Source organism: Delftia sp. BGA-UO-ETr-SB1 (assembly GCF_059567865.1).
In genome coordinates this window covers 1,756,129-1,773,778 of record NZ_JCAQOW010000004.1, presented here as the reverse complement: position 1 = coordinate 1,773,778, position 17,650 = coordinate 1,756,129, and the positions used below count along the sequence as shown (strand labels likewise).

General features: G+C 68.9%; 20 protein-coding genes. 12 read left to right on the top strand and 8 right to left on the bottom strand.

What is annotated here, in order from left to right; all coding sequences use genetic code 11:
* Positions 1 to 10: 10 nt before the first annotated feature.
* The 3 genes from dsbG to AC57B5_RS08775 all read right to left on the bottom strand — a co-directional run bounded on the left by dsbG (position 11) and on the right by AC57B5_RS08775 (position 3,096).
* Positions 11 to 817, bottom strand: coding sequence for a thiol:disulfide interchange protein DsbG (gene dsbG / locus AC57B5_RS08785; RefSeq protein WP_202759812.1), 807 nt, complete (start codon positions 815 to 817; stop codon positions 11 to 13).
* Positions 814 to 1,812, bottom strand: a complete 999-nt coding sequence (locus tag AC57B5_RS08780) for a TlpA family protein disulfide reductase (protein WP_496399295.1) — start codon at positions 1,810 to 1,812, stop codon at positions 814 to 816. The genes dsbG and AC57B5_RS08780 overlap by 4 nt, the downstream gene beginning before the upstream one ends.
* Positions 1,813 to 1,896: 84 nt before the next feature.
* A complete protein-coding gene (locus tag AC57B5_RS08775; protein ID WP_496399294.1) occupies positions 1,897 to 3,096 on the bottom strand; it encodes an MFS transporter in 1,200 nt (399 codons plus the stop codon).
* Between the two features lie 144 nt (positions 3,097 to 3,240).
* On the opposite strand from AC57B5_RS08775, the gene AC57B5_RS08770 reads away from it, so the two are divergent.
* The 8 genes from AC57B5_RS08770 to AC57B5_RS08735 all read left to right on the top strand — a co-directional run bounded on the left by AC57B5_RS08770 (position 3,241) and on the right by AC57B5_RS08735 (position 10,215).
* On the top strand, positions 3,241 to 3,828 hold the full coding sequence (locus tag AC57B5_RS08770; protein WP_088164477.1) for a TetR/AcrR family transcriptional regulator: 588 nt from the start codon (positions 3,241 to 3,243) through the stop codon (positions 3,826 to 3,828).
* A 151-nt stretch (positions 3,829 to 3,979) separates the two neighbouring features.
* A complete protein-coding gene (locus tag AC57B5_RS08765; RefSeq protein WP_012206042.1) occupies positions 3,980 to 4,642 on the top strand; it encodes a response regulator in 663 nt (220 codons plus the stop codon).
* The gene (locus AC57B5_RS08760; protein WP_496399293.1) at positions 4,639 to 6,183 is read left to right on the top strand and encodes an ATP-binding protein; all 1,545 of its coding nucleotides are present in this window, start codon (positions 4,639 to 4,641) and stop codon (positions 6,181 to 6,183) included. Before AC57B5_RS08765 ends, AC57B5_RS08760 begins: the two co-directional genes overlap by 4 nt.
* A 168-nt stretch (positions 6,184 to 6,351) precedes the next feature.
* On the top strand, positions 6,352 to 7,113 hold the full coding sequence (locus AC57B5_RS08755) for a c-type cytochrome (protein WP_496399445.1): 762 nt from the start codon (positions 6,352 to 6,354) through the stop codon (positions 7,111 to 7,113).
* A 17-nt stretch (positions 7,114 to 7,130) separates the two neighbouring features.
* Complete coding sequence (locus AC57B5_RS08750) at positions 7,131 to 8,162, top strand: c-type cytochrome (protein ID WP_496399292.1); 1,032 nt, start codon at positions 7,131 to 7,133, stop codon at positions 8,160 to 8,162.
* A gap of 303 nt (positions 8,163 to 8,465) precedes the next feature.
* Positions 8,466 to 9,071, top strand: coding sequence for a DUF2325 domain-containing protein (locus tag AC57B5_RS08745; protein ID WP_013802042.1), 606 nt, complete (start codon positions 8,466 to 8,468; stop codon positions 9,069 to 9,071).
* The gene (gene fur / locus AC57B5_RS08740) at positions 9,068 to 9,571 is read left to right on the top strand and encodes a ferric iron uptake transcriptional regulator (RefSeq protein ID WP_043821391.1); all 504 of its coding nucleotides are present in this window, start codon (positions 9,068 to 9,070) and stop codon (positions 9,569 to 9,571) included. The genes AC57B5_RS08745 and fur overlap by 4 nt, the downstream gene beginning before the upstream one ends.
* A complete protein-coding gene (locus tag AC57B5_RS08735; RefSeq protein WP_315533422.1) occupies positions 9,568 to 10,215 on the top strand; it encodes a nitroreductase family protein in 648 nt (215 codons plus the stop codon). The genes fur and AC57B5_RS08735 overlap by 4 nt, the downstream gene beginning before the upstream one ends.
* A gap of 67 nt (positions 10,216 to 10,282) precedes the next feature.
* Here the strand turns inward: AC57B5_RS08735 and AC57B5_RS08730 are convergent, their stop codons facing one another.
* From AC57B5_RS08730 to AC57B5_RS08720, 3 genes are all read right to left on the bottom strand, one after another.
* Complete coding sequence (locus tag AC57B5_RS08730) at positions 10,283 to 11,170, bottom strand: class I SAM-dependent methyltransferase (RefSeq protein ID WP_496399291.1); 888 nt, start codon at positions 11,168 to 11,170, stop codon at positions 10,283 to 10,285.
* Positions 11,171 to 11,317: 147 nt separating this feature from the next.
* Positions 11,318 to 11,917, bottom strand: coding sequence for a cysteine hydrolase family protein (locus AC57B5_RS08725; protein WP_496399290.1), 600 nt, complete (start codon positions 11,915 to 11,917; stop codon positions 11,318 to 11,320).
* Positions 11,918 to 12,144: 227 nt separating this feature from the next.
* Positions 12,145 to 12,651, bottom strand: a complete 507-nt coding sequence (locus AC57B5_RS08720; protein ID WP_012206033.1) for a hypothetical protein — start codon at positions 12,649 to 12,651, stop codon at positions 12,145 to 12,147.
* A gap of 133 nt (positions 12,652 to 12,784) precedes the next feature.
* Here AC57B5_RS08720 and AC57B5_RS08715 point away from each other — a divergent pair, with 133 nt between their 5' ends.
* The 3 genes from AC57B5_RS08715 to AC57B5_RS08705 all read left to right on the top strand — a co-directional run bounded on the left by AC57B5_RS08715 (position 12,785) and on the right by AC57B5_RS08705 (position 15,160).
* Positions 12,785 to 13,147: a hypothetical protein gene (locus AC57B5_RS08715; RefSeq protein WP_013802046.1), complete on the top strand. Its 363-nt coding sequence runs from the start codon at positions 12,785 to 12,787 to the stop codon at positions 13,145 to 13,147.
* A 179-nt stretch (positions 13,148 to 13,326) separates the two neighbouring features.
* Positions 13,327 to 14,664 carry a hemolysin family protein gene (locus AC57B5_RS08710; RefSeq protein WP_088164486.1) on the top strand — a complete coding sequence of 446 codons (1,338 nt, stop codon included), beginning with the start codon at positions 13,327 to 13,329 and terminating at the stop codon, positions 14,662 to 14,664.
* A complete protein-coding gene (locus tag AC57B5_RS08705) occupies positions 14,651 to 15,160 on the top strand; it encodes a hypothetical protein (protein WP_496399289.1) in 510 nt (169 codons plus the stop codon). Before AC57B5_RS08710 ends, AC57B5_RS08705 begins: the two co-directional genes overlap by 14 nt.
* Positions 15,161 to 15,303: 143 nt before the next feature.
* Here AC57B5_RS08705 and azu read toward each other — a convergent pair whose 3' ends face one another.
* A complete protein-coding gene (gene azu, locus AC57B5_RS08700; protein WP_012206029.1) occupies positions 15,304 to 15,762 on the bottom strand; it encodes an azurin in 459 nt (152 codons plus the stop codon).
* 328 nt (positions 15,763 to 16,090) lie between these two features.
* Between azu and AC57B5_RS08695 the strand changes: the two genes are divergently transcribed.
* Positions 16,091 to 16,381: a hypothetical protein gene (locus AC57B5_RS08695; RefSeq protein WP_043821386.1), complete on the top strand. Its 291-nt coding sequence runs from the start codon at positions 16,091 to 16,093 to the stop codon at positions 16,379 to 16,381.
* Positions 16,382 to 16,409: 28 nt separating this feature from the next.
* On the opposite strand, the gene AC57B5_RS08690 is transcribed toward AC57B5_RS08695, so the two are convergent.
* Entirely contained in the window at positions 16,410 to 17,120 is a 711-nt protein-coding gene (locus AC57B5_RS08690; protein ID WP_496399288.1) for an alanyl-tRNA editing protein, read from the bottom strand.
* Positions 17,121 to 17,650 lie beyond the last annotated feature (530 nt).

Genomic DNA, 17,650 nt, shown 5'->3' with positions numbered 1-17,650 from the left:
GTCGTCCTCGTCATTTCCTGCCACGCGGCCCCATGACCTCTTCCAGCAGGCCCGGCGGCAGGCCGGTGCGCACCTGCACCAGCCCCTTGTCATCCTTCCAGACCAGGGCCGGCGTGGCACGCAGGCCCCAGGTGGACATCAGCGAGGCATGGCTGGCCAGCACCTGCCGCGTGGCCTGCGGCACCGGGGCCAGCGGCGTGGCGCCCGCGCCCTCTGCGCTGGCGCGGCCGGCCTTGGCATAGGCGCGTGCGTGCTCGGCCAGGGCCTGCTCGGGCTGGCGCGCGGTCAGCAAGGCGGCGGCCTTGCCCTCGCTGCTGGGCTTGAGGATGCCGACCAGAATGTGGCGCAACTGCACCTGGCCGCTCTCCACCCAGGGCCGGGCATCGTTCCACAGCTGGTTGCAATAGGGGCAGTTGGGGTCGGTGAACACATAGACCGTGCGCGGCGCGTCGGCGCGGCCATCCGGTATGGACTGGGCGCGCTGCACATCGCCCCACAGTTGCTCGCCCATGGGCTTTTGCACGGCGGCCTGCAGGGCCTGGGCGTTCACGTCGCGGCCCTGGGCGTCGATCACCGTGCCCAGCACCCAGTGCTTGCCGTCAGGCATGCGGTAGATGGGCACGGGCTGGCGGTCGCGGTAGGCGGCCCAGGCCTTGAGTCCGCCCACGGCCGGCAGCGGTCCCACCAGGGTCAGTCCCTGCTGGGCCAGGAAATCCTCCGATGGCAGCTCGGACGCCGCGGCCGGCAGGGCCAAGGCTGCCGACAGGGCCAGGGCTCCTGCCAGTGCAGGCAGGGGAAACAGGGGGGAAGCGCTCATGAACATTCCTTCAGATGCTGGGCCAGGCTGGCGCGCGACAGCTCGCCCATGCGCATGCCGCACAGCCGGCCGTCGGCGCCATAGAAATAGGTGGAAGGCAGGCCCTGCTGGCGCCAGTGCCGGCCGGCCTGCTGCTGCGGGTCGAACAGCACCTGGGCCAGCGGCAGCGGGGCCGTCGCCTGCTCGCGCTGCAAATAGCCCATCACGGTCTCGGCAGGCTCGCCCTGGTTGATCCAGATGAAACGCACATCGGGCCGCTGCTGCTGGGCCTGGGCCAGCACCGGCATCTCGCGCCGGCAGGGCGGGCACCAGGTGGCCCAGAGGTTGATCACCATGGGCTTGCCATCGGCCTGCTGCAACTGCTGCAGCGAGACCGGGTGCGCCTGCCCGTTGACCAGGGTGAAGGCCGGCAGGGCCGGTGCATCTGCGGACGGCAGCGCCTGCAGCAGGCTGCCCAGCACCAGCAGGGCAGCCCCCGCGCCCAGCGCCAGCCCTGTGGCGCGGCGCAGCACCGGGGAGCGGCGGCTGCGCCACAGCATGTACAGCAGCGCGGCCAGCAGGCCGGCCCAGAGGTTCCATCCCCCGTCGCGGATATCGATGATGCGGCCTGCGAAGGCCGGCATCCCGCTCCAATCCCAGGGGGCCGGCGCGACCTCGGTCCACCACTGCGCGACATAGGCCAGGCGCGCCGCCACCAGGCCGGCCAGGGTGCTTTGCCACAGCAGCGCATCCACGGCCTGGCCGGTGCGCCTTTCATTCCTGCGCGCCAGCCACTGCGCCAGCAGCCAGGCCAGCATGGCCACCACCACGCCCATCGGCAGGGCCAGCGGCCCCAGCGCCAGGCTGGCAGGCAGGTGCAGCCAGGCGCCCGCCGCCGATAGCGCTGACGGCCCGCCAGGCTCTGCCGCTCCGGCAAGAACAGGCGAAGGCGCCAGCAGCAGGCCAGCAAGCAAGGGCAGGAAGGACGAAAGAAGAGGGGATGACCGGAGATGCATGGAAGGGAGTTTCAGCCATGCGGGCTGACAGGCCGTGGATGCTGGCAGCGGGGAATTAACGGGGGGTTAACGGCCTCATGGCCATCAGGCTGCGACCGGTCCATTTCGCCCAACCAATCCCATGGCCGCAGACAGCAGCAAGGCCGCAGCGGCAAATCCGCCAGACAGCCAGAGCGTGGCGTGCAGCCCCCAGCCATCGACCAGTTGGCCGCCTGCCCATGAGCCCAGCGCAATACCGATGTTGAAGACGCCAACGTACAGCGCCGTGGCAATTTCCACGGCGCGTGGCGCAGCCTGCATCATCCAGGTCATCAGTCCCACCGATACGCCGCCGTAGGCCAGGCCCCAGACCAGCAGCACGGCGCCACCACCGGTTGGCGAGTCGCCCACGGACAGGAACAGCACAGGCGCCAGCAGCAGGCCCAGGGCGATCGCCGCCAGACTCGGCGCCGTGCGGCGCGCCGCGATGATGCCCGCCAGGAAGTTGCCCGCAATGCCCGCGATGCCGTAAGCCAGCAGCAGCGCGCTCATCCATTGCGCATCGAACCCCGACACCGTCAGCAGCAGCGGGCGCACGAAGGTGAAGGACATGAAATGCCCGGCCACCAGCAGCAGCGTCAGTGCCAGCCCGGCCTGCAGCCTGCGGTTGGCCAGCTGATGGCTGAACTGGCGCAGGTTGGCCGAGCCTGTGGCAGGCAGGGAGGGGAGAACGGCCACGTGCAGCGCCAGCACCAGTGCGCTGAAGCCTGCCATGCCACCGAATGCCCAGCGCCATCCCGCGAAATCGCCGATCAGCGCGCCCAGCGGCACGCCCAGCACCGAGGCCGCCGCCACGCCGCCAAAGATGACGGAAGTTGCCAGGCCCATCGACGCCTGGGGTACCAGCCGTGCCGCCAGCCCGCCCGCGATTGCCCAGATGCCGCCCATGCAAAAGCCCACCAGGACGCGCGCGGCCAGCAGCCAGATCAGCGACGGCGCCAGCGCCGAGGCCAGGTTGGCCAGCACGAGCAGGGCCAGCAGTCCGCACAGGATGCGGCGCCGGTCCATGCCGCCCGCCGCCATCACCACCAGCGGCGCGAACAGCGCGGCCAGCAGCGCCGGCAGCGAGAGCATCAGGCCGGCCCTGCCCATGGAGGTGCCCAGGCTGCCGGCAATCGATGTGAGCAGGCCGACCGGCAGCATTTCCGTGGTCACCACGGAAAAGGTGGCCAGGCCCACGGCGGACACGGCCAGCCACGGGCGGCGCGCGGCGGGTTCGGGCCGCGTGGAGGAAGACGAATTCATGGTCCAGATCCCTTCAAACAGGTGGGGGGTGTTGCACCGCCGTCGCGGGACAGAGAAAATACATACGCTGCGTATGAATAGAATCCTATATACATACGTAGCGTATGTAAATAATCATGCACGCCGTATGCAAGGAGATTGGCCATGGTTCGCCGCACCCGCGCCGAGATGGAAGAAACCCGCGCCACGCTGCTGGCCACGGCCCGCAAGGCCTTTGGAGAGCAGGGCTACGCCGATGCCTCCATGGACGATCTCACCGCGCAGGTGGGCCTGACGCGGGGCGCGCTGTACCACCATTTCGGCGACAAGCAGGGCCTGCTGGCGGCCGTGGTCGAGCAGATCGATGCCGAGGTGGATGAACGCCTGAAGGCCATCACCGCCCATGCCCAGGATCCCTGGCAGGGCTTTCGCAGCCGCTGCCGGGCCTACCTGGAAATGGCGCTGGAGCCTGAAATCCAGCGCATCGTGCTGCGCGATGCGCGAGCGGCTTTGGGCGGTGCGCTGCCGCAATCGCAGCGCCACTGCATTGCGTCCATGCAGGCACTGATTGCGGACCTCATGGCGCAGGGCATCGTGGCCCGGGCCGATCCGCAGGCGCTGGCATCGCTGATCTACGGCAGCCTGGCCGAAGCGGCTTTCTGGATTGCCGAGGGCGAGGACGCCGACCTGCGGCTGGAGCGCGGCGCGGCGGCGCTGGACCTGCTGCTGGGCGGGCTGCTGGCCCGGCCCTGAGCGGGCCACCTGGCCGCATTCTTGTGCGCGTGCCTGCGAGATTCGGCATGCTGGCGCACACCTCGCTACAAATCTGCGATGCTCAGTCGCTTTTCGTTCCCGACTTGGATACAGACGGCGGGGCCTGGCGCCAGGCCCTGCGGACAACAACATGCATGTTCTCTTGGTGGAAGACAACGCGCTGGTGGCCAGCGGCGTGCGAGCCGGCCTGCAGCTGCAGGGCTTTGGCGTGGATACCGTGGCCTCGGCCGGGCAGGCGGATGCGGCCATCCGCTCCTCGCATTTCGATGCCTGCGTGCTGGACCTGGGCCTGCCGGACGAGGATGGCCTCTCGCTGCTGGCGCGCTGGCGCGGCCAGGGCCTGCAGGTGCCCGTGCTGGTGTTGACGGCGCGCGATGCCGTGTCACAGCGCATCGAAGGCCTGCAGACCGGCGCCGACGATTACCTGGTCAAGCCCTTTGACCTGCACGAACTGGCGGCGCGCCTGCATGCGCTGCTGCGCCGCGCGGCCGGCCGCAGCGTGGACTGGATCGAGCTGGGCGAGGTGCGCATCAACCCCGCTGCAGGCCACATCCAGCGCCAGGGCCGCACGGTGGAGCTGTCGCGCCGCGAGTGGTCGCTGCTGCGCGCGCTGCTGCAGTCGCCGGGCCGCATCCTGAGCACCGAGCAACTGCGCGACAGCCTCTACGGCTACAGCCAGGACGTGGAGAGCAATGCCGTCAACGTGCATGTGCACCACCTGCGCCGCAAGCTGGGCCATGAACTGGTGGAGACGGTGCGCGGCGAGGGCTATCGCCTGGGCCTGCACCCATGATGCGCAGCCTGCGCGTGCGCCTGCTGGCATGTCTGTGCCTGGCGCTGTGCACGCTGTGGGGCGGGGTGGCGGCCTGGATGTTCTCGGACATGCGCAACGAACTGCGCACCGTGCTGGATGACCGGCTGATCGCCTCGGCGCGCATGGTGGCAGGCATCGTCCACCAGTTCCGGCCTGCCCGGGAGCTGCCGCAGGACTGGAGTCCCATGCTCAACGTGATCGCGCGCGACGGCGTGGCCTGCGAGGTCAGCCTGGTGCGCGGCGAGGTCCAGCCCGTGCGGCCCGAATCGGCCCTGCCGCAGGTACTGGCCAAGACCGAGGGCAGCCCCGTGTTCCCGCAGAGCATGCCGCTGGGCTTCTCGACCATCATCAAGGGCGGCAAGCCCTGGCGCACCTATGTGCTGGAGGACCACGGCGTGCGCATCGCCACGGCCGACCGCATCGATGTGCGCGAGGGCCTGATCCACGGCTTTGCCTACACCATCGTCCTGCCCTTCGTGCTGGCGCTGCTGGCCAGCATGGGGCTGATGTGGTGGGCCGTGACCCAGGGCCTCAGGCCGCTGGAGGCCCTGCGGCGCGAACTGGCGCGCCGCCCGCCCGGCGACGACTCGCCCGTGGCCCAGGGCCTGCAGACGCGCGAGCTGGCGCCGCTGGTGGGTACGCTCAACCAGCTGCTGCATCGCGTGCGCGCGGCCATCGACCGCGAGCGCCGCTGGAGCGACGACGCCGCCCATGAGTTGCGCACGCCGCTCACCGCCATCAAGACCCATGTGCAGGTGGCGCAGATGGCGCTGGCGGCGCCCGGCATGCCTGCCGGCCTTCTGGCGGCGCCGCCCGGCTCCATGGCCCGCGATTCGCTGGCCCAGGCGGGCGAGGGCGTGGAGCACCTGCAGCACACGTTGGAGCAATTGCTGCTGCTGGCGCGGCTGGAGCAGCATGAACCTGGCGCTGCCTCCGTGCTGGCCTGCGGCGATGCGCCTGCCGATGCGCTGCAGGCGCTGGACAAGGCCTGGCAACTGGCTGTGAATGCCGTGAGCTCCCAGGCCCCAGCGCCCGCGCTTCGTACATGGCTGGACAACGGCCAGCCCGTGCAGGACTGGCCTCTGGCCATCTCCGAGCCCCTGCTGGTCTCGGCCCTGCGCAATCTGCTGGAAAACGCCCTGCGCCATGCGCCGCAGCATCCCGTGGAACTGGCCGTGCGCCCCATTGGCGCCATGCCGGGCAAGACACAGCAGCCGGGCACAGGCTATGTGGAGTTCACCGTGGCCGACCACGGCCCGGGGCTCAGCGCCGAGGAATGCGAAGAGGCCACGCGCCGCTTCTGGCGCAAGCGTCCCCAGGAGCATGGCAGCGGCCTGGGACTGCCCATCGTGCAGCGCATCGCCGAATGCGCAGGCGGCTGCCTGCTGCTGCAGCCGCGCAGCCTGTGGCGGCCCGAGGAAGGCCAGGCCAGCGGCCTGGTCGCGCGCCTGTACCTGCCGCTGGCGGACGGCCCGGGCCCGCAGGCCCCGGCCCCCGGCCCATTAACGCCTGCCCATTAACGCCGGCTTAATCTCGGTTTCGTATCGTGCGGGCCTGGCTGGCCAGCCCTGCGGGCATTGCGCCTTGCGGGGCGGCGGCCGGTATCCCTATTCGATCCTGTCCGCCGCAGCCGCGCGCTCCTGGGTGCGTGGCGCGGACGCATGGCAGGGCAAATGCCTCTTCCCACGATGATCCGCATGAACAAACAGACCCTGTCCCGGTCGTGCATCGCCATCGGCATCTGCATGCTGATGGGCAGCGCCTGGGCGCGAGACGCCGCGCCCAAGGCACCAGCGCCCGCAGCGGCGCCCACAGCTGCGGTGCAAGGCAGTGCAGCAGTCGGCCAGAAAATCGCCCAGTCGGGCACGCCCCAGGGTGCGGCGGCATGTGCCACCTGCCACGGCGCCAAGGGCGAGGGCATGGCGGGCTTTCCCGCCCTGGCCGGCCAGCACGCCGGCTATCTGGCGCGCCAGCTCCAGCACCTGGCCGACGGCAGCCGCCAGGCCCCCGTGATGGCGCCCATGGCCAAGGCCCTGTCGGCCCAGGACCGTGCCGACGTCTCGGCCTATTACGCCAGCCTGCCGCTGCCCATCCAGCCCGTGCGCGGCCCCCTGCCCAAGGGCAAGGACGATGACGGCGCCTGGCTGGTCGAGCGTGGCCGCTGGGCGGACGGCATTCCCGCCTGTGCCCAATGCCACGGCCCGGGCGGCGTGGGCGTGGGCGCCGATTTCCCGGCCATCGGCCACCTGACGGCCGACTACATGCAAAGCCAGGTCGCCGCCTGGAACAAGGGCCAGCGCGAGGCCGGCCCGCTGGGCCTCATGGGCAAGGTCGCGCAAAAGCTCACGCCCGCGGACATCCAGGCCGTGGCGGCCTACTACGCCCGCCTGCATGGCGCCAGCACCAGCACCAGCACCGCAGCCACGGCCTCCGCGCCAGCCAAACCCTGATGGACCGGGAGCCGAACATGTCCGACACACAACCCACCCGCGCCTCTCAAAACTCCAATACCGCCGAGTACGTCGTCGTCGCCTGCCTGTTCGCCGGCCTGGCGGGCGCGCTCGCCTATGGCATGTACATCAGCCAGCCAGACATGCCACCTGCGCCGGCCCGCGTGGGCGCGGTCCCCGCTGCGGCTGCCACCGCAGCCAGGGCCGATGCAAATGCGAATGCCCAGGTCACCTCCCAGGCCGGGAAAGTGGCTGCCGACGGCGAAGCCTTCACACCCCCCGGCGCCCGCGACATCCCCGACACGCCCATGGGCGAGTGGATTCGCCGCGGCGAGGCCATCTTCCTGCGCACGCCGGCCAACGCCGTGGGCTTTTCGGGCAACACCCTCAACTGCGTGAACTGCCACCTGGACGCAGGCCGGCTCAAGGGCGCCGCACCCATGTGGGGTGCCTACCCGCTGTACCCGGCCTACCGCAAGAAGACCAACCACGTGGACACCTTCGCCGAGCGCGTGCGCGGCTGCTTCATGTACAGCATGAACGGCAAGGCCCCCGACGACGGCCACGACATCCTCGTGGCGCTGGAGGCCTACGCCTACTGGATGGCCCAGAAGGCGCCCACGGGCGAGAAGCTGCCGGGTGCGGGCTTCACCAAGGTGGGCAAGGCCGCGCAGGAGCCCAGCTTCGAGCGCGGCGCCAAGGTCTACGAGGCCAAGTGCGCGCTGTGCCACGGCGCGCAGGGCCAGGGCCAGGAAGCGGGCGGCGTGACCGTGTTCCCGCCGCTGTGGGGCAAGCAGTCCTACAACTGGGGCGCGGGCACGCACGAGGTGGACAAGGCTGCCAGCTTCATCAAGGGCAACATGCCCTACGGCAACCCCACGCTGGACGACCAGGAAGCCTGGGATGTGGCCACTTACATCAACAGCATGGAGCGCCCCCAGGACCCGCGCTTCACCGGCAACGTGGCCGACACGCGCAAGCAGTTCCACGACACCCCGTTCTCGCTGTACGGCACCGAGGTCAACGGCCGGCTGCTCAAGGGTCTTTGAGCAGGTCGGACAGGCAACGGCAGGCCGGGCGCAGGCCTGCGTTGCCGTGCATGGCAGGGCGCTGACGGCCGCCCTGCAAGCGCATCTGCGCCGGTGCGGCCTTTGCACCAGACGGCGTACGGTCATCGGTTTGACGGCCGGTATTTCATGATTTAATAAGAATCATTCTCACTGATTTGCCAGCGCATCCGGCTTGCATCGCAGCACACCGCCTTGCCGGCAAGCCAGGCCCGTGCCGCACAGGGCCATGCGCAAAGGCCTTCGCGCGACCACCGCGCAATGCTCAGGTTTGCCGAGGAAACCATGACCCAGACCTTGGACGACATTCAGCAACTGGCGCATGAGCACCAGGTGCTGCTGCGTGGCTACGGCCACGCCCAGTTGCGCAGCAGCGAGCTGCTGTGCCTTCAAGCCCAGGAAATAGAGAGGCTGCAAAGGCTGGTGATCCGCCAGCGCGCGGCCTTGATGGCCAAGGAAACCCAGCTGCTGTGGGCGCGCGAGGAGCGCGAGGCGCTGGAGAAGGCCATTCCCGGCCTCTCGCGCCGCGTCACATTGGCACGGCGCGTGGAGTCGCTGCTGGTGCGCGTGCAGGACCTGTTGCGCGAGCGCGCACGCTGGCAGCGCCAGACGGCCGCGCCCCTGGCGCAGCCCGCCATGCCTGCGCGGGAGCCCGAGCAGGACGCCGAGGCCTTCGAGGCCAGCCTGCGCGAGGCCGATCTGGTGATCTGCCAGACCGGCTGCCTGAGCCACGGCGAGTACTGGCGCGTGCAGGACCATTGCCAGCGCACGGGCAAGACCTGCGTGCTGGTGGAGCAGCCCGATGCGCTGCGCATCGTCCGCATACACCGGGGTGCCGAAGGCGGCGACAACCCCGCCATGACACTGACACACGGAGACACCACCGCATGACACGCAGCAAGATGCCCCTGAGCCCGGGTGGCGAACCCGAACTGCGCAGCGTCGGCCTGAAGGCCACGCTGCCGCGCATGCAGGTGCTGGAAATCTTCAGGCAGAGCGCGTCGCGCCACCTGCATGCCGAGGACGTGTTCCGCCTGCTGGCCGAGCGGCGCGCCGAGGTGGGCCTGGCCACCGTCTACCGCGTGCTGTCGCAGCTGGAGGCCGCAGGCCTGCTGCTGCGCCAGACCTTTGAAAGCGGCAAGGCGGTGTTCGAGCTCAATGAGGGGCCGCACCATGACCACCTGATCTGCCTGCAATGCGGACGCGTGGATGAATTCAGCAACGACCACATCGAGGCGCTGCAGCACCAGGTGGCCCAGGCCCACGGCTACCGCCTGGCCGACCACCGCCTGGCCCTGTACGGCCATTGCGGCGCGTGCTCGCAGCTGCCACCCGAATCACCGGCACAGCCCGAGCAGGCAAGACAGCCTGCGCTGCAGGACAACGAATGAGCACCAACGACAGATCCCTGACCCCCGAGCAGCGCGCCGCGCTGGACCTGCTGATGTCGCGCCAGTCACGCTGGCCGCTGCAGGAGCCGGCGCCCGGCCCCGGCGTGATCGACACCGTCATCGACGCGGCCTTGCGCGCCCCCGACCACGGCCAGCTGCGCCCCTGGCGCTTCGTGCTGGTGCAGGGCGATGCGCGCCATGCGCTGGGCGAGGTGTTCGTGCAGGCCGCCAAGGCGCGCGACCCGCAGGCCGACGCCGAGCGATTCCGCGCCAAGGCCCTGTCGGCCCCGCTGATCATCGCGCTGGGCGTGCACCTGCAGCCCGAGCACAAGGTGCCCGAAAGCGAGCAGCTGCTGGCCGGAGGCGCTGCCGCCATGAACATGCTCAACGCCCTGCACATCCTGGGCTTTGGCGGCTTCTGGGCCAGCGGCGCCAACAGCCACGATGCCCGTGTGCGCGAGGCCCTGGGATTCGAGCCCCATGACCGGCTCGTCGGCCTGCTGTATGTGGGCACGCCCGTCTCGGCCGGCCGCGAAGCCCTGCGGCCGCCGCGCAACCGCTTTGTCCGCGAATGGCAGCCAGGGCAAGGCCTGGTGCAAGGCCGGGCCCTGGCCCTGTCCTCCAGCGCGGCCGACGAAGGCTGATCCTGGTTCCCTGAAACAAGGATGCCCGGCTTGACCGGGCATCCTTCGTTGCGGCTGCGCAATCGGCCTAAGCCGCCGTCTCGACCGACTTCAGCTGGTAGATGGCATAGAAGTGCACGCCATAGGTCCAGCGGAATGCCGGCCCCACCAGCGAGTAGGGCGGGCCGTAGCCTTCCATCACCTGGTGCGCGGCCACCAGCTGCAGGCGCGGATGGGCTTGCGCCAGATCGGCCTCGCGGCGCAGGCCCCAATGGAACTGGGCCTGGGTGAGCCGGACCGAGGGGTGCTGGCTTGCGCGCCCGGCGGCCAGCCAGCACATGGCGTCGAACACCAGTTCCGAACCCGGCGGGCTGCATTGCGCAAACGTGGTCCACAGCGCCTGTATCTGCTCTTTTTGCAGGTACATGGAAACGCCTTCGGCCATCATGAAGACGGCAGGCCCTGACCTGTCGGCCGGCAGTCCCAGCCGGTGCCACCAGTCGGCGTCGCCCAGGTCGAATTCGCGGATCTCCTGGCGCTCCGATGGCCAGGGCAGCAACTGCCTGCGCAGTGCAACGACCGGCCCCAGGTCCGCATCCGTCATATGCATCTGCCCGTTGTCCAGCCATTGGAAATAGTCGCTGAGGCCGCAGCCCAGGTTCACCACATGGCCCTGCGGCTGGCGCCGGAGAAAGTCCTGCGCCAGCGCGCGAAAGCAGTGCGTGCGCGCCAGCACGCCGTAGATGCTCTGCCTGTCCTGCAGCCAGCGGCTGCCGTCGTCGCCCAGCTGGGTCAGGGTGTCCAAGGCATGGGCATCGCTGACGGCCATGTCCGGGAACAGCCGGTCGCCCAGGGCGCGGGCGGTCAGCGGAATGCGCAGCGTCTCGCTGACGTCGGACAGTTTTTCCTGCCGGGGCGTGGAGGGCGGCGCATCGGTGAAAGCCGGGCCGGCCGACGGTGCAAGAGGTTCGGGCATTGCTCGCTCCTGTGGTGCGCTGCAGGCCAGCATGCCAGGCCTGCGCACGTCATGAACCAGTTAACGGAAATCATTCATATTGGTTTGATGCAAGGCTGCCACGGCACGACCCGCGACGCTTCCAGGGCCATCATGCGCGAAGTCCGTTCAGAACCGGCAGTCCGCAGTCTGCACCAGTTGCGCAAAGGCGCCGCCCAGCGTGCGGTTGTGGTGGCCGATGATGAGCTCGGCCTGCAGCAGCGGCGAATCGGTGGTGGTATGGGCATCCGCCACCAGCACCGGGCGAAAGCCCAGGCCGGCTGCGGCACGGCAGGTGGTGTCCACGCAGAACTCGGTCTTCATGCCGGCGATGACCAGTTCGGCAATGCCGGCTTCGGCAAGCCAGGTGGCCAGGCCGGTGCCCTCGAAGCAGCTGGGCCGTGTCTTGTCGAAGACGCGGTCCCGCTGCGCCTCGATGCCCAGCTGCGGCAGCAGCTGCGTGAGCGGGCTGCCCGGGGCGATCGGCGAGCCTGCAGGGCCGGTGTGGCGCGCAGCGAAGATGGGCGCGCCGGCTTCACGGGCGCGGGCGATCAGTTGTCGGGTGTTCGCCAGCACGCGGTCCTTGTCGAACGGCGCATCGCTGCCGTTGAAAAGACCTTGCTGCATGTCGATGACGAGCAGGGCACGCCGTGGGGCGTCCGGTGCGGCCGTCGAGGATGGGGAGGAAGCGGCGGATGGGGCGGAAGCGGTGGAAGGGGGAATCTGCATGAAGTCTCTCCGGTGATGCCCTGGATGCACGGAGAAACGCAAAGGCCCCGTCCATCGTGGGCGGGGCCTTGGGGGATGGTGGCTGCCTTGCGGCGCTCAGGTATCCGTCCACGGTCCGCCGTTGGCGGTCGTGGTGGTGGTCGTGAGGCGGTGCGTGGCAAAAACCATCCGCGCATCCTGAGGCCGGCGATGCGGCCTGTCAACCCTTGCGTGCGCGGGCCTGGCCCTCACGACTTGTTGACCTTGTGGTCCTCGCCCTTGGCTTCTTCCATGGCCTCGGGCTCCAGTTCCTCGGCAGAGCGATTGAGGTGGATGAAGGCGCCCCAGCCCAGCAGCAGGACACCCACGGCGCTGACCAGGGCGGCGGGGTAGAGCAGGTGGGCGGGTTCTTCCTGCGTCTTGAAGGCGGCGACCAGTGCTTCGACGGCCAGCGCGACGACCAGCACCACCAGAAAGCGCGAGAGAAAGCGGCGCACGCGCGTGGGGCCGCTGATGTGGGCCTCGCGGATGACTTCCTCTTCGGTGATGGTCTGGGCGATCTGCAGCGCAACCACGCCGGAGGCCAGGATGCCCAGCGCCTCGACGATGCGCAGGCCCGATTCGCCATCCACGCCATGCGCCATGGCGTTCCAGCCCTTCAGGCCCGCGATCCAGAGCAGGGCCACGGCGGCCAGCGAAAACAGCAGCGCGATGAGGGCGTGCAACACGGTGAAAAGGGTATGGATGGCTTTCATGGCAGAGGGCGGAGAGTGGGCCGTGGCGCATGTTTCCACGGCGCCGGCGCGCCGCTTGTAGGAAGCGGCGAACAGCGGTGGACAGGCGGCCTGCCTGTCTGCGGTTCACGGGCATGGATAGAATCCGAGGACCATGTCCAGATGGTTCATCGCGGTTTTCTCCCTGCACTTCGTCGTCAGCGTGGCCTTGTCCACGCTGGGGCTTGCGCCATGGCGCGCCCTGCCGGACGAGCCATGCGAGCCGCCCGGTGTCCACCCGCGCGCGGCCTGCGCCGGCCCGGAGCGCGCGGCGGCGCCGCGGGTGGACACGGTCTCCCTGCTCGATGACTTCGACCACGCGCTGATGGACGATCAGCAGGACCTCCCCGATGTCGTGCACGCCGTGGACGGCATGCCGGCACCCCGCCTGCAGGCCGGGCGCCACATCACCGCCAGCCTGCGCGAAGGCCCGTGGCGCAGCCTGGCACCGCCCGACCGGCCTCCCCGGGCAGCCTGATCCCCCATTGCCTTTTTCTGACCTGCAGTGCCCTGCGCCTGCGGTGCCTCTGCCGCTTCGGGACCCTGTCCTGAATGCCCGGCCGCCGGGTTGGCCCCTGGCTTTCCTTCTTCCCGGACCCATCGCCGCATGGGCCCTTTCTGCCGCAGCTGCGGCTCCCGGTTCCCACAACACGCATCATGGAAATTGCCATACTTTTTGCGCTGATCCTGCTCAATGGCGTCTTCGCCATGTCCGAGATCGCGCTGGTGACGGCGCGCAAGGCGCGCCTGCAAAAACTCATTGACGAGGGCGATGCCGGCGCCGCCGCCGCCGCGCAGCTGGGGGCCGACCCCACGCGCTTTCTGTCCACCATCCAGATCGGCATCACCTCCATCGGCGTGCTCAACGGCATCGTCGGCGAGGCCGCGCTGGCCGCTCCCCTGGCCGAGTGGCTGCAGCGCATGGGCGTGCCCGCGCCCTATGGCGGCTACACGGCCACGGCGCTGGTGGTGGTGCTGATCACCTATTTCTCCATCGTCGTCGGCGAGCTGGTGCCCAAGCGCATCGGCCAGACCTACCCAGAGACTTTTGCGCGCCTGATCGCACGCCCAGTCAACTGGCTGGCCCATCTGACCAAGCCCTTCGTGGTGCTGCTGTCCGTGTCCACCCATGCGCTGCTGCGCCTGCTGGGCGTCAAGGAAAACAGCGGCAGCGCCGTCACCGAGGAAGAGATCCACGCCATGCTGGCCGAAGGCACGACGGCCGGCGTCATCGAATCGCACGAGCACACCATGGTGCGCAACGTGTTCCGCCTCGATGACCGCCAGATCGGCTCGCTCATGGTGCCGCGCAGCGACGTGGTCTGCCTGGATGCCGATGCGCCGTTCGAGGACAACCTGCGCGTGATCGAGCAGTCCGACCACGCGCGCTTTCCCGTGGTGCGCGGCGGCATGGACTCCATCATCGGCGTGCTCAACGCGCGCCAGTGGCTGTCGCGCGCGCTGCAGGGCAAGGAGCAGGGCCTGACCGACCAGCCCATGCAGACCGCGCTCTATGTGCCCGAGACCATCACCGGCATGGAACTGCTGGAGAGCTTTCGCCTGTCCGACGTGCACATGGCCTTCGTGATCGACGAGTACGGCGAGGTCCAGGGCATCGTCACCCTGCAGGACCTGGTGGAAGCCATCACGGGCGAGTTCCAGCCGCGCGATCCGCGCAACTCCTGGGCGCTGCAGCGCGAGGACGGCAGCTGGCTGCTGGACGGCCACATCCCCGTACCCGAACTCAAGGACCGGCTGGAGCTGGCCACCGTGCCCGAGGAAGAGCGCGGCCGCTACCACACGCTGGCCGGCATGGTCATGCTGCTCACGGGCCGGCTGCCGCGTGTCACCGACACCGTGCAATGGGAAGGCTGGCGCTTCGAGGTGGTGGACATGGACGGCAAGGCCATCGACAAGGTGCTGGCCATGCGCGTGGACGTGTCGCTGCAGGTACCGGGTGATGAAGACGGTGGTGCGGCCCATGCCGCGCGCTGAACGCCGGGGCCCGCGCGGCGCATGGAAACTGCTGGCATGCGCAGGCGCCGTGGTCTTCATGGCCGCCTGCCTGGACGGCGTGCAGGGCTACCCGCAGCAGCAGGCGCCCATCATCAGCCCCTACGACATGACCCAGGAGCAGCGGCTTGCCGAAATGAACGCCATGGGCGCGGCCGGCCATGCCGACCACCGCTGGACCTACGAACTGCGCCCCGGCTGCGTGCTGCGCGTGGACCTGGACGGCCCGCAGGGCCCCAGGCCTTCGCATGACATCGCGCTGCTGGGCAGCGTGGTGGCCGTCACGGCCCAGCGCGAACGCGGCAGTTTCCGCGTGGAGCTGCAGCCCGGCGACGGCCTGCAGGCCGCGCGCTCCCTGGTGCTGGAAAGCGCCAAATGGGCCGACGCCAGCTGGACCCAGCTGCTGTTGCGCCTGATGCAAAAGGGTTGCGTGGAAATGCAGGGCCTCTCGCATGGCCGGGCCGCAAGCCGGCACTGACACTGGCGTTGAAGGCGGCATCGCCATGGCACGGAGCGCGGCAGGCAAGCCGCTTTGCGCGCGCTTGAAAACAAAAGGCGGCACCGAAGTGCCGCCGGTTTGAACGCGGGACGAGAGCCCCGCGCACAAGGCAGATCGCCGGCTTACTTGGCCAGCGTCAGCGTGCCCTTCATCAGCGCGGAGTGGCCGGGGAAGGAGCAAAAGTAGCTGTAGGCCTCGCCGGCCTTCAGGGCGGCGGTGGAGAAGGTGACGGAATCGCTCTCGCCGCCGCCGATCACCTTGGTGTGGGCGATCACGCGGGCATCCTTTTCCTTCACGAAGTCCTTGGCCGCACCAGCGGCGATGCCGTCATTGGCCACGGGCTGCAGGTCGGCCGTCTTGCTCAGCACCCAGTTGTGGCCCATGGCCGTCTTGGGCAGCTTGCCCACATGCTTGAGCTTGACCGTGAACTGCTTGCAGCTGGCGGGCACGCTGATGGTGGGCTTGTTGAACTGCATGGCGTCATTGCCTTCGATCTCGACGGCGCAGTCGGCGGCCAGCACAGGCGCGGCGACGGCAGTCATTGCGAGGGCCAAGAGGACGGGCTTCCATTGCTTTGCCATTGTTTTCTCCTTGAAAAGCGGGTGAGGTGGCTGGCATCCGAGGGCCATGGACCGGCAGGCGGTCTGTCGCCATGGATGCCTTGTATGGCTGCCCCAAGCATAGACAGGATCGGGGGCGGCAGGTTGATTTGAATCAAGTCAAAAGAGTTCGAAGACTTGCGCTTGGAGCATGCGGTATGGCGTTGCGCATGCAGGGCATGCATTCGGGCTGCCGCAGGAAAACGGTTTTGCCGCCCGTGGTCTTTTGGCGACGGGCAACCCCACAGCTCGCATGCCTCTACTCACGTCAGTCACATTTGGGTACGATTGCGGGAAATAGAGGGAATGTATGAGATTGCTTGTTTTCATAGGCTCAATCATTGGCGCCATCTTTCTGCTGACGGCGTTCTTCGTCGACAGCTCCCATCAACAGGCGGCGCTGGCGGCCATGGCCTGCGCCAGCGTCCTCATTCCCTATGTGCTGTTCAGATTGCACTCGATCGCCGTCGAGCATGACCAGCTCGACCAGATCCTGCAACTGGTGCGAAAGTCCGGTAGCCAGGGCGAGGGGCTGGCGCAGGGAGGCGATGGGCCCCCTGAGGCGAGCGGGCCTGTGGCGCCCAGGTCCTGGATGTCCTGAGGCCTGGCATCGACAGGTCTGGGGGGTGTCAGGCGAACTGCACCACCACGCGCCGGTTGGTGCGGCTTTTCTTCTCGATCTTGGTGACGGCCACCGTGCCTATCTCGGCCGTGCTGCGCACATGCGTGCCGCCGCAGGGCTGGCGGTCCAGGCCGGGGATGTCGATGATGCGGATCGTCGCCGTGCCGCCCGGGGGCGCTGCGCCTGCGGTGCGCACCAGGTCGGGCTGTGCAGCCAGTTGCTCGGGCGTGATGCGGTCCACGTTCACGGCATGGCTGGCGGCGATCAGGGCGTTCAGGCGCTCCGTCAGATCGGTCTTGTCCAGCGTGGACTCGGGCAGGTCGAAATCCAGGCGTGCCGAGTCCGGCGAGATGCTGCAGCCCGTCACGGGCACAGGCACCAGCACGCCCAGCAGGTGCAGGCAGGTGTGCAGGCGCATCAGCCGGTGGCGCCTGTCCCAGTCGATCACCACCTGGACACGTTCACCCACCTGGGGCGGGGCATCGGTCTGCAGCACATGCAGGATGCGCTGCCGGTCATCGGCATAGACGGTGTCGATCAGGGCCAGGCTGCGGCCATCGGCCAGGGTCAGCGTGCCGGTGTCGCCGGCCTGGCCGCCGCTGCGGGCATAGCAGACGGTGGCATCGAGCTCGATGCCCTCGGCGCTGACGGCCGTCACGGTGGCTTCGCAGCGGTCCAGGTAGGCGTCGTCATCAAAGAGCTTGTGCGTCTGGGGCATGGGGTGTCTCCGGGGTCCTGGTTCTTGGGTTAGGGGCTTCAGCGCAGGGCGCACAGGCCCTGGGCGGTTTCCATCTGGGGATCTGGGGGCGTGGGAGCCGCCGGCCCGGGGTGCAATGCCCCGCAGGTCGGCCGCATGCTGGGCGCCGCGGTCCAGACCGGCTGCGGCGGCGATGAGATGGGCAGGCTCCCGTGTCATGTCGCGGTCCATGGTATCGGCGGCATGGCGGGGCCGGGCAGTACGCCTGGGCGAAAAGTCCCCAGTACAGTCCATGGCCCGCAGCGGTGGCAGTCGCCTGCTTGACAGCCTGTCAAGTGGCGGTGCCCGCGACCTGACAATATCGGCGCCCGCACCGCGTGCGTGCCGGGGAACAATGGCGTGGCCGTTGCGGATGGCGCTACAGATTTTTCCAAAGCTGACGACATACGCAGGGCATGAATCTGTGAGTTTTCCTAGGGACTGTCCGGATGGATCAAGAACTTTTGCTTCCGTCCGGTGCAGGCTCCACCCCCGTCTCCATCCCGGCAGGC